The sequence below is a fragment of the Streptomyces boluensis genome (assembly GCF_009908195.1).
GTDB classification, from domain to species: Bacteria; Actinomycetota; Actinomycetes; order Streptomycetales; family Streptomycetaceae; genus Streptomyces; species Streptomyces boluensis.
Genome location: NZ_JAAAHS010000578.1, coordinates 1 through 3,322, shown reverse-complemented (window position 1 = coordinate 3,322; position 3,322 = coordinate 1). Strand labels below are relative to the sequence as shown.

General features: G+C 68.9%; 3 protein-coding genes. All 3 read left to right on the top strand.

Annotation, left to right across the window (positions count from 1 at the left end):
• Window positions 1–70: 70 nt before the first annotated feature.
• The 3 genes from GUY60_RS36125 to GUY60_RS36115 are packed head-to-tail and all read left to right on the top strand — an operon-like array spanning window position 71 to window position 3,206.
• On the top strand, window positions 71–1,447 hold the full coding sequence (locus GUY60_RS36125) for an ABC transporter substrate-binding protein (RefSeq protein WP_161705692.1): 1,377 nt from the start codon (window positions 71–73) through the stop codon (window positions 1,445–1,447).
• Window positions 1,444–2,376: a carbohydrate ABC transporter permease gene (locus GUY60_RS36120; protein ID WP_161705690.1), complete on the top strand. Its 933-nt coding sequence runs from the start codon at window positions 1,444–1,446 to the stop codon at window positions 2,374–2,376. The genes GUY60_RS36125 and GUY60_RS36120 overlap by 4 nt, the downstream gene beginning before the upstream one ends.
• Window positions 2,373–3,206, top strand: a complete 834-nt coding sequence (locus GUY60_RS36115) for a carbohydrate ABC transporter permease (protein ID WP_161705688.1) — start codon at window positions 2,373–2,375, stop codon at window positions 3,204–3,206. Before GUY60_RS36120 ends, GUY60_RS36115 begins: the two co-directional genes overlap by 4 nt.
• Window positions 3,207–3,322: the final 116 nt, after the last annotated feature.

Genomic DNA, 3,322 nt, shown 5'->3' with positions numbered 1-3,322 from the left:
ATCCGGCGACCACCAGGTTCTACACTTAGATTCTCGCCGGCAGCGTCAGAGGTGTATAAGAGACAGGTTCATGCGAACCCAGAGCCGACGGAGCCGACGGAGCCCACGGAGGCTCCGCGCGTCGCTCGCCATGGCCGCCGCAGGCACGCTGTTGCTCTCCGGCTGCTGGACCGGAGCCGGCGGGACCGGCTCCGGTGACTCCATCGACGTACTGATGGTCAACAACCCGCAGATGATGGAGCTGCAGAAGCTCACCGCCGCGCACTTCACCAGGAAGACCGGCATCAAGGTGAACTTCACGGTGCTGCCGGAGAACGACGTCCGCGACAAGATCAGCCAGGACTTCGCCAACCAGGCGGGCCAGTACGACGTCGCGACGCTCAGCAACTACGAGATACCGATCTACGCCAGGAACGGCTGGCTGCGCGAACTCGGCCCGTATGCACGGAAGGACGCCCGCTTCGACCAGGGCGACATCCTGCCCCCGATGCGCCAGTCCCTGACCGGTGACGACGGCAAGCTGTACGGGCAGCCCTTCTACGGCGAGTCGTCCTTCCTGATGTACCGCGAGGACGTGTTCGAGAAGCACGGCCTGACCATGCCCGCGCGGCCCACCTGGAAGCAGGTCGCCGCACTCGCCGCGAAGGCCGACGCCGCCGAGCCCGGCATGAAGGGCATCTGCCTGCGCGGGCTGCCCGGTTGGGGCGAGCTGATGGCGCCGCTGACGAGTGTGGTGAACACCTTCGGCGGCACCTGGTTCGACAAGGACTGGACGGCCCGGCTCGACGACAAGGGCTTCAAGGACGCCACCCGGTTCTACGTCCGCCTTGTCCGCGAACACGGCCAGTCGGGCGCCGCCCAGTCCGGGTACGCGGAGTGCCTCAACAACCTCACCCAGTCCAAGACCGCCATGTGGTACGACGCCACGGCCGCCGCCGGTTCCCTGGAGGCCGCGAAGTCCCCGGTCAAGGGCAAGATCGGATACGTGCCCGCACCGGTCGAGCGGACGGAGTCCGCCGGCTGGCTCTACACCTGGGCCTGGGGGCTGCAGAACGCCTCGCCCAACCCGGACAAGGCCTGGAAGTTCATCTCCTGGGCGTCCAGCAAGGAGTACGAGCGGCTCGTCGGCGAGACCTTCGGCTGGGCCGACGTACCGGCGGGCAAACGGGCTTCCACGTACGAGATCCCCGAGTACCGCGAACAGGCCGCCGCCTTCCAGGACGTGACGCGGCGTGCCATCGCCGAGGCCAGGCCGCGCGATCCGGGCGTGCAGCCGCGGCCCGCGCCCGGCATCCAGTTCGTCGGCATCCCCGAGTTCACCGATCTCGGCACCAAGGTCGCGCAGGAGATCAGCGCGGCCATCGCGGGCCGCCAGTCCGTGGACAGCGCCCTGGCGAAGTCGCAGCGGCTCGCCGAGCAGATCTCCGAGGAGTACGAGGGCCGATGACCACCACCGTCGCAAGCCGCGCGGCGAGCGTGCCGCGCGCCGCCACTCCCCCGGGCCGGCTGCGCGCCTGGGCCACCCGGGCACCGCTGCTGCCCGCCCTTGTCTTCATGGTCGCGGTCACCCAACTGCCGTTCGTGGCAACGCTGGTGATCTCGTTCCTCGACTGGAACGCCCTCTATCCCGAGGCCCGCGGCTTCGCCGGGTTCGGCAACTACGCCGAGGTGCTCACCGACCCGGACCTGCGCCGCTCGGTGCTCACCACGGTGCTGCTCACCGCGACCGTCGTCCTGGTGAGCCTGGTGCTCGGACTCGGCCTCGCGCTGCTGCTCGACCGCCCCTTCCGCGGCCGCGGCCTCGTCCGTACGCTCCTGATCGCACCGTTCCTCCTGGTGCCGGTGGCCGCCGCGCTGCTCTGGAAGCATGTGCTCTACAACCCCGAATACGGCTTGTTCAACGGCCTGTTGGGGCTTGTGGGCGGGCCGCAGCCGGACTGGGTGTCGAGCACCCCGCTGCTCGCCGTCGAGGCCTCGCTGATCTGGCAGTGGACGCCGTTCATGATGCTGATCCTGCTCGCCGGGCTGCAGAGCCGGTCCCCCGAACTCCTGGAGGCCGCCAGGATCGACGGCGCGTCCAACTGGCAGATCTTCCGCCATATGACCGTGCCGCACCTGCGCCGCTACCTCGAACTCGGCGCCCTGCTCGGCTCGATCCACATCGTGCAGAACTTCGACGCGGTCTTCACGATCACCTCCGGCGGCCTGGGCACCGCCAACCTGCCCTACACCGTCTACCAGTCCTTCTACCAGGCGCACGAGAACGGCCTCGCGTCCGCGGCCGGTGTCCTCGTCGTCCTCGGCTCCCTGGTCATCGCGACGTTCGCGCTGCGCGTGGTGTCGTCCCTGTTCCGCGAGGAGGCGTCCCGCGCATGAACTCCCCTGTACGCATACGCCGTTCGGGCCTCGGCGTCGTCGCCTGGCTCGCCGGTCTGGCCTTCGCGCTGCCGCTGGCCTGGATGGTCCTGACGTCCTTCCACTCCGAGCAGGACGCCGCCACCAACCCGCCGTCCGTCGCCGCGTCCCTCACCCTCGACGGCTACCGCGAGTTCTTCGGCGCCGACGGCGGGGCGAGCCCCTGGCCCGCCCTGATCAACTCGACCGTCGCCTCGCTCGCCTCCACCCTGCTTGTGCTGCTGCTCGCGCTACCCGCCGCGTACGCCCTGTCCATCCGGCCGGTGAAGAAGTGGACCGACGTCCTGTTCTTCTTCCTGTCCACGAAGATGCTCCCGGTCGTCGCGGGCCTCCTGCCGATCTATCTCTTCGCCAGGAACACCGGCCTGCTCGACAACATCTGGCTGCTCGTCCTGCTCTATACGTCGATGAACCTGCCGATCGCCGTGTGGATGATGCAGTCCTTCCTCGCCGAGGTACCGGTCGCCGTCATCGAGGCCGCCCGCGTCGACGGGGCCCGGCTGCCCACGCTGCTCGGCCGCGTCGTCGCCCCCATCGCCCTGCCGGGCATCGCGGCCACCGCCCTGATCTGCTTCATCTTCAGCTGGAACGAACTCCTCTTCGCCCGGGTCCTGTCGGGCGTGGTCGCCCAGACGGCACCCGTCTTCCTGACCGGCTTCATCACCAGCCAGGGCCTGTTCCTGGCCAAGGTGTGCGCCGCGTCCCTCGTCATCTCCCTGCCGGTGCTCGCCGCCGGATTCGCCGCCCAGGACAAGCTGGTCCAGGGCCTGTCGCTGGGAGCCGTGAAATGAGGCTGCTCGCCGTAAACGTCAAGGACCGTGCCATGAACCCAGGAGCCGTGAAATGAAGGCAGCCGTCATCGAGTCCGTCGGCAAGGTCACCGTCGCCGAGGTCCCCGACCCCACCC

Excerpts from the sequence above, each read along its gene's own strand:
- GUY60_RS36120 (WP_161705690.1), top strand. The coding sequence starts at position 1,444 with ATGACCACCACCGTCGCAAGCCGCGCGGCGAGCGTGCCGCGCGCCGCC.
- GUY60_RS36125 (WP_161705692.1), top strand. The coding sequence starts at position 71 with ATGCGAACCCAGAGCCGACGGAGCCGACGGAGCCCACGGAGGCTCCGC.
- GUY60_RS36115 (WP_161705688.1), top strand. The coding sequence starts at position 2,373 with ATGAACTCCCCTGTACGCATACGCCGTTCGGGCCTCGGCGTCGTCGCC.